General features: G+C 60.5%; 6 protein-coding genes. 4 read left to right on the top strand and 2 right to left on the bottom strand.

The genetic code is table 11. The annotated features are described in order from the left end of the window. Window positions 1-218 precede the first annotated feature (218 nt). A complete protein-coding gene (locus tag ACP7BL_RS17720; RefSeq protein WP_426258920.1) occupies window positions 219-518 on the top strand; it encodes a putative quinol monooxygenase in 300 nt (99 codons plus the stop codon). Between the two features lie 99 nt (window positions 519-617). On the opposite strand, the gene ACP7BL_RS17715 is transcribed toward ACP7BL_RS17720, so the two are convergent. Together ACP7BL_RS17715 and ACP7BL_RS17710 are read right to left on the bottom strand one after the other, a co-directional pair. Then, complete coding sequence (locus ACP7BL_RS17715) at window positions 618-1,055, bottom strand: hypothetical protein (RefSeq protein WP_426258919.1); 438 nt, start codon at window positions 1,053-1,055, stop codon at window positions 618-620. A gap of 5 nt (window positions 1,056-1,060) precedes the next feature. Then, window positions 1,061-1,705: a hypothetical protein gene (locus ACP7BL_RS17710; protein WP_426258918.1), complete on the bottom strand. Its 645-nt coding sequence runs from the start codon at window positions 1,703-1,705 to the stop codon at window positions 1,061-1,063. Window positions 1,706-1,831: 126 nt separating this feature from the next. On the opposite strand from ACP7BL_RS17710, the gene ACP7BL_RS17705 reads away from it, so the two are divergent. Genes ACP7BL_RS17705 through ACP7BL_RS17695 form a run of 3 tightly spaced genes read left to right on the top strand, consistent with a single transcriptional unit; the run spans window position 1,832 to window position 4,979 of the window. Next, window positions 1,832-3,046, top strand: a complete 1,215-nt coding sequence (locus tag ACP7BL_RS17705; RefSeq protein ID WP_426258917.1) for a tyrosine-type recombinase/integrase — start codon at window positions 1,832-1,834, stop codon at window positions 3,044-3,046. Next, window positions 3,043-3,987 (top strand): tyrosine-type recombinase/integrase, encoded by a 945-nt coding sequence (locus tag ACP7BL_RS17700; protein WP_426258916.1) that lies wholly within the window; start codon window positions 3,043-3,045, stop codon window positions 3,985-3,987. Before ACP7BL_RS17705 ends, ACP7BL_RS17700 begins: the two co-directional genes overlap by 4 nt. Then, window positions 3,984-4,979, top strand: coding sequence for a tyrosine-type recombinase/integrase (locus ACP7BL_RS17695; protein WP_426258915.1), 996 nt, complete (start codon window positions 3,984-3,986; stop codon window positions 4,977-4,979). The genes ACP7BL_RS17700 and ACP7BL_RS17695 overlap by 4 nt, the downstream gene beginning before the upstream one ends. The last annotated feature ends 115 nt before the right edge of the window (window positions 4,980-5,094 follow it).

Raw genomic sequence — 5,094 nt, 5'->3', positions numbered from 1 at the left:
CATTATGCCGAACGCAGGGTTATGCCGCATGGCCGTTCAGAATGGTGGTTTTCCGTGGATCAGCCATGCGGAAGTTCGGCATAATCAGACGGCTTCGAATGACCGCCTTGGTGATGATCAATTCTCTGGGGTCATTTTGGGATGATCGGGTTTCAGCGTGATCGAACAAAAGCAGTCGAAGCCTTTCTTTCAAACGGCCACGCCGTTATGTTCGATTTATGCTGTTGATTGTCGGAACCGTTCGTCTTCCTGCGCACAACATGGAGGCCGCTCGGCCGATCATGAAGCGTATGACTGAGGCCAGTCGCGCCGAAAAAGGTTGCGTTGAATATGGCTACGCGGAGGATGTACTCGTCCCAGGCGTCATTCACGTCAAAGAGCTTTGGGCCGATCAGGAGGCCCTCGATGGTCACTTTGCCTCGGCGCATATTGCCGAGTGGCGCGCGGCTTGGCCAAGCCTGGGCATCGGTGATCGCAACCTGCGCGTCTATGAGGTTGGTGAACCGCGATCAACGTGACTTCCGTCAGCTTAACGGCTGGCTGTGGACAGTTCCGCACGTCGGCTAGGGACGTTTGCGGCCGATGTCGAACCGTGTTCGCTTATCGCCGCGTCGCCCTCACCGTAGCTGGCGCGGTTCGCGTACCTCGTCTGCATCCTGGGTGGCTTCGTGCACCTCCTCGCGGATGATCTTGGTGGTGATCTCGTCGAGATGGGCAGTGAGGGCGCTGCTCAGTTCCTCAAACTCCGGCCAAAGCGTCATCTGGACGAAGCTGGCCGGCGCACGGATAATGACGGTCTGACGGTGCATCCGCGTATAGCGGAAGGGCTTGATGCCGTATCGGCGGCATAGGGCGATAAAAAGCTGACGGGACCAGGGATCTGTAATCGAGAATTTGAACTCTTCGGCACGCTCCTGCTTGCTGGCGTTCTCGAATTTGACCCTGATGCGCTCCGCCGCCGCACCGGCGGCGGACTTCTCACCATCGGTCTTGGCACCAGCATAGAGCGCCTCGATCTTGCGCAGCTTCTCCCGGAGTTGGTCTTCGGGCATCATGGCTATCAATGCACCGTCGGCTTCTCGGTGAGGATGCCCTCGATCATCTGGCGGCGCGCGCGCGTGCAGGACAATACGGCTTCGTGGATCTCGGTCTCCATGATCCGCGTCAGTTCGCGCAAATGCCTGAACGTTGTGTCGAGCCTGGCGGCGTCATCGGCATCTGGTGCGTGCGAAACCAGCTCGCAAATACCCGCCATCATAGCGCGCATCTCCGCAAGACGGTCGACGGCCTCGTGCGCCCGTTCAGGCAGGTCGATGACGTCCTCGCCATTGAACAGGCCTTCAATGAACCCATCCAGTTCCTGGAGGCGAACGAGGCCATATTGGCCCAGGTCGACGGCGGTCGGCTCTGTCGACGGGCGGGTCAACCGGAAGGGCTGACTGCGCTTCTGATGCCGGGTGAGGTCGTTCCAAAGCCCTTGCACCAGAGTATCGAGCAGTTCGTTGACCTCCTCGATGCTGTCAAAGGGCGGCAGTTCGCCACCCCAAAGGTCCTTGATGATCTGAAGCGGCGAGGCCGAAATCGCGGGCGTTGCGATATTGCCCAGGAAGCGGGTGCGTACCTCGTGGAACGGCACGGGGCACTCATGCTTCGCCAGCAATGCCTGGGCCGTCTTAATGCTCGGCCCCTTGGTCGCCTTCTTCATATCGTCCCGCCCGCAACAAAGATCATTATCGTCATGCCCTAATCGGCATTTACGCGCTGACGATAGTATTGCGGTCGGGGCGGTCGCAAGGGTCGGATCGTGCTTCCATAGCAAGGAGCACGAAAAATGCCGAATGACCTGCAATCCCAGTTCGACCGAGATATCGCTACGTTCATGGAGCGGCTGACCGCCGAAAACTACAAGCCTCAAACGATAAAGGCCTATCGGGTCCTGCTGACGCGGTTGGTATCCCTGATCGAAGCCGCCGGAATATCGCCACAAGACCTGACAGCGGAACGGGCGGCCGAGCTGGTTCGCAATGACGAACGCAACCGGCGCGAGCCCAACAAATGCCAGAATATCGCACGGCGCTTCGTCGCCCATCTTGTTACGAGTGGCACGGTGCCAGCTCCGGTCGCGACACCGGGGCAGATCGCGCGTGCAGCGTTGCGCATCGATTATGAAGAGTATCTGGTTCGGCAGCGCGGGATCAGTCCGCGTACGATCTATCATTCCTGGCGCTTTGCCGACCGCTTCCTCGACCATCGGTTCGGCAGCGGCGAAACCGATCTCGCGGCGATCAGCGCAGGCGATGTGATATTCTTCCTTCAATATCTGCTGGGGAGAAAAGGTCCCTATCGCGACAAGACCGCCGCCACCCACCTGCGCAACTTCTTCCAATATCTGTTCCAACGCGGCGTCACGGAAACCAACCTTGCGCTGTGCGTGCCGACCGTCGCCCAGCGCTGGGGTGCGAGGCTGCCGCGCTTCCTGTCGCCTGAGCAGATCGAAGCCCTGCTCGCATGGGTCCGCGACAATCCGAAGCATGGACTGCGCGATCATGCGATGCTGCTGATGATGGCGCGGCTCGGGCTGCGGGCACCGGAGGTGATCGCCATCCAGCTTGACGATATCGACTGGCGCGCCGGTGAGTTGCTCGTCCGGGGCAAGGGCCAGCGCCACGATCGCCTGCCTGTTCCGTCGGATGTTGGAGAAGCGGTTGCGGCCTATATCCGTCAGGAGCGCGTATCGGCATCACGGACGCTGTTCGTCTCGTTGCGGGCGCCAAATGGTCCCTTCAAGGATGGGCAGGTCATCAACACCATATTGCAGGATGCCTTCGCCGCGACCGGGGTCACACCACCCGGCCCGTATGTAGGATCGCATGTCCTTCGCCACAGCCTGGCAACGAACATGGTACGCAATGGCGCCTCACTTGCCGAAATCGGCGACATGCTGCGCCACAGGTCGCGCGCTTCGACGATGATCTATGCGAAGCTGGATATCGACGACCTGCGCTCGATCGCAAAACTGTGGCCGGTGGCGGGAGAGGCACAATGACTCTCGCTCAAGAGCTTGACCGCTATCTTAGCGTGAGGCGCAGCCTGGGATACGACCTGGCCACGGCCGAAAGGGCACTGCGCCGCTTCGTGCAATATGCCGATGAGCAGGGCGTCGATCATGTCACGACCGACCTGTTCCTGCGCTGGCAGGGTGCGTTCGGCAACGCCAGGCGATCGACATGGGGCGCCCGCTTCATCATGGTGCGCCTGTTCAGCCAGTGGCTGCACAGCATGGATGCCGCCCATGAAGTGCTTCCCCGTGGGTTGGTCCCTTACCGCTATTGCAGAACGCATCCCTATATCTTCACCCCGGAGCAGATCGCCACCATTGTCGAAGAAGCAGCGCAGTTGTCGTCAATCTATGGCATGCGCGGTCTGACCTGTTCGACCCTGTTCGGGTTGATCGCGGTGACGGGCATGCGGGTTAATGAGGCGCTGAGCCTCGATACCGGCGACGTCGATCTCGATACCGGTATCGTTCACATCCGCTACGGCAAGCTTGGCAAGGAACGCCTGCTTCCCGTCCACAATACTGTTCTCGATCGACTGCGCGCCTATGTTGCCCAGAGGGACCGGTTGCTGGGGCGCGCTTCGGTTCCATTCTTCGTCAAATGCGATGGAAGCAGGCTCGGCGATTGCGGCGCGCGCTACAACTTTGCGCATGTGTGCCAACGCATTGGCCTGCGTGAACCTCAGACCGAGGGGCGCCACGGTCGTGGTCCCCGCATCCACGACCTGCGGCACAGCTTCGCTGCGCGAACGATGATCGACTGGTACAGGTCCGGCAAGGATCCGGCACGGGAAATGATCAAGCTGACCACATGGCTTGGCCACGCCAATCCCGATCACACCTACTGGTATATCGAGGCAGTTCCAGAACTGCTGGACCTGGCGTCAGCCCGGATCACCGATCCTCACGATCGGGAGATATGCTCATGACCGGCATGATGTTCCCGGCGCTGCTCCAGCGCTTCTTCACCGACCGGCTTTGCACGCAGATGGAGGCAAGCCGCCACACGATCGCGGGATACCGCGACACGTTCCGGCTTCTGGTCCGCTTTGCCGCCACACGATCGGGAAAGCCGCCGACGAGCCTCGGCATCGCCGATCTTGATGCCGAAGTGATCGGCGACTTCCTCATCCATATCGAAATGGCGCGAGGCAATGGCGCGCGAAGCCGCAATACGCGGCTTGCCGCCATCCGGTCATTCTTCCGCTATGTGGCTATGAACGAGCCGGAGTGGCTGTTGCACTGCCAGAGAATCCTCGCTCTGCCGGACAAGCGCTATGTGAAAAGAAGCGTCACGTTCCTCGATGGACCTGAGATCGCGGCATTGCTGGCTGCGCCCGACCGTTCGACATGGACCGGTCGGCGTGACCACATCCTCCTGCTCGTTGCTTTGCAAACGGGCCTGCGGGCATCGGAACTGACCGGTCTGCGCCGCAGGGATGTCGTCCTCGGCACCGGGGCACATGTCCGCTGCCTGGGTAAAGGGCGCAAGGAACGTTGCACACCGCTTCGTCGAGATACCGCCAAGGCCCTGCAAAACTGGTTGAAAGAATGGCGCAGCGACGATGACGGGCCGCTGTTCCCTTCCATCCGTGGCGATCCACTCTCGCGTGACGCCCTCGAACATCTGGTTCGCAAACACTGTCTGACCGCCGCGCGCTCCTGCCCAAGCCTCGCCAGCAAGCGGGTGACCCCGCACACCCTTCGCCACAGCACCGCCATGGAACTGCTTCACCATGGCGTCGATCAGTCGGTCATTGCGCTTTGGCTCGGGCATGAATCCGTCGAGACGACGCAAATCTATATCCATGCTGACATGCGGCTGAAGGAAAAAGCGCTGGCCAGCGTCGCTGCGCCAGAAACTCGACCCGGCAGGTTCCGCCCCAACGACGAACTACTCGCCTGGCTCGAAGCCCTCTGATTATGCCGAACTGCCGCATGGCTGACCCACGGAAAACCCCCATTCCGAAAGGCCATGCGGCATAATCCGGATCGCGGCATTATGCCCTTTATGCCGATATCGGCATAAGACCCAT

It is taken from the genome of Sphingomonas sp. DC1600-2, from assembly GCF_049897605.1.
GTDB lineage: Bacteria > Pseudomonadota > Alphaproteobacteria > Sphingomonadales > Sphingomonadaceae > Sphingomonas.
This window is presented reverse-complemented; position numbering and strand designations above follow the sequence as displayed.

Coding starts and splice junctions, on each gene's coding strand:
- ACP7BL_RS17695 (WP_426258915.1), top strand. CDS start 3,984: ATGACCGGCATGATGTTCCCGGCGCTGCTCCAGCGCTTCTTCACCGAC.
- ACP7BL_RS17700 (WP_426258916.1), top strand. CDS start 3,043: ATGACTCTCGCTCAAGAGCTTGACCGCTATCTTAGCGTGAGGCGCAGC.
- ACP7BL_RS17710 (WP_426258918.1), bottom strand. CDS start 1,705: ATGAAGAAGGCGACCAAGGGGCCGAGCATTAAGACGGCCCAGGCATTG.
- ACP7BL_RS17715 (WP_426258919.1), bottom strand. CDS start 1,055: ATGATGCCCGAAGACCAACTCCGGGAGAAGCTGCGCAAGATCGAGGCG.
- ACP7BL_RS17705 (WP_426258917.1), top strand. CDS start 1,832: ATGCCGAATGACCTGCAATCCCAGTTCGACCGAGATATCGCTACGTTC.
- ACP7BL_RS17720 (WP_426258920.1), top strand. CDS start 219: ATGCTGTTGATTGTCGGAACCGTTCGTCTTCCTGCGCACAACATGGAG.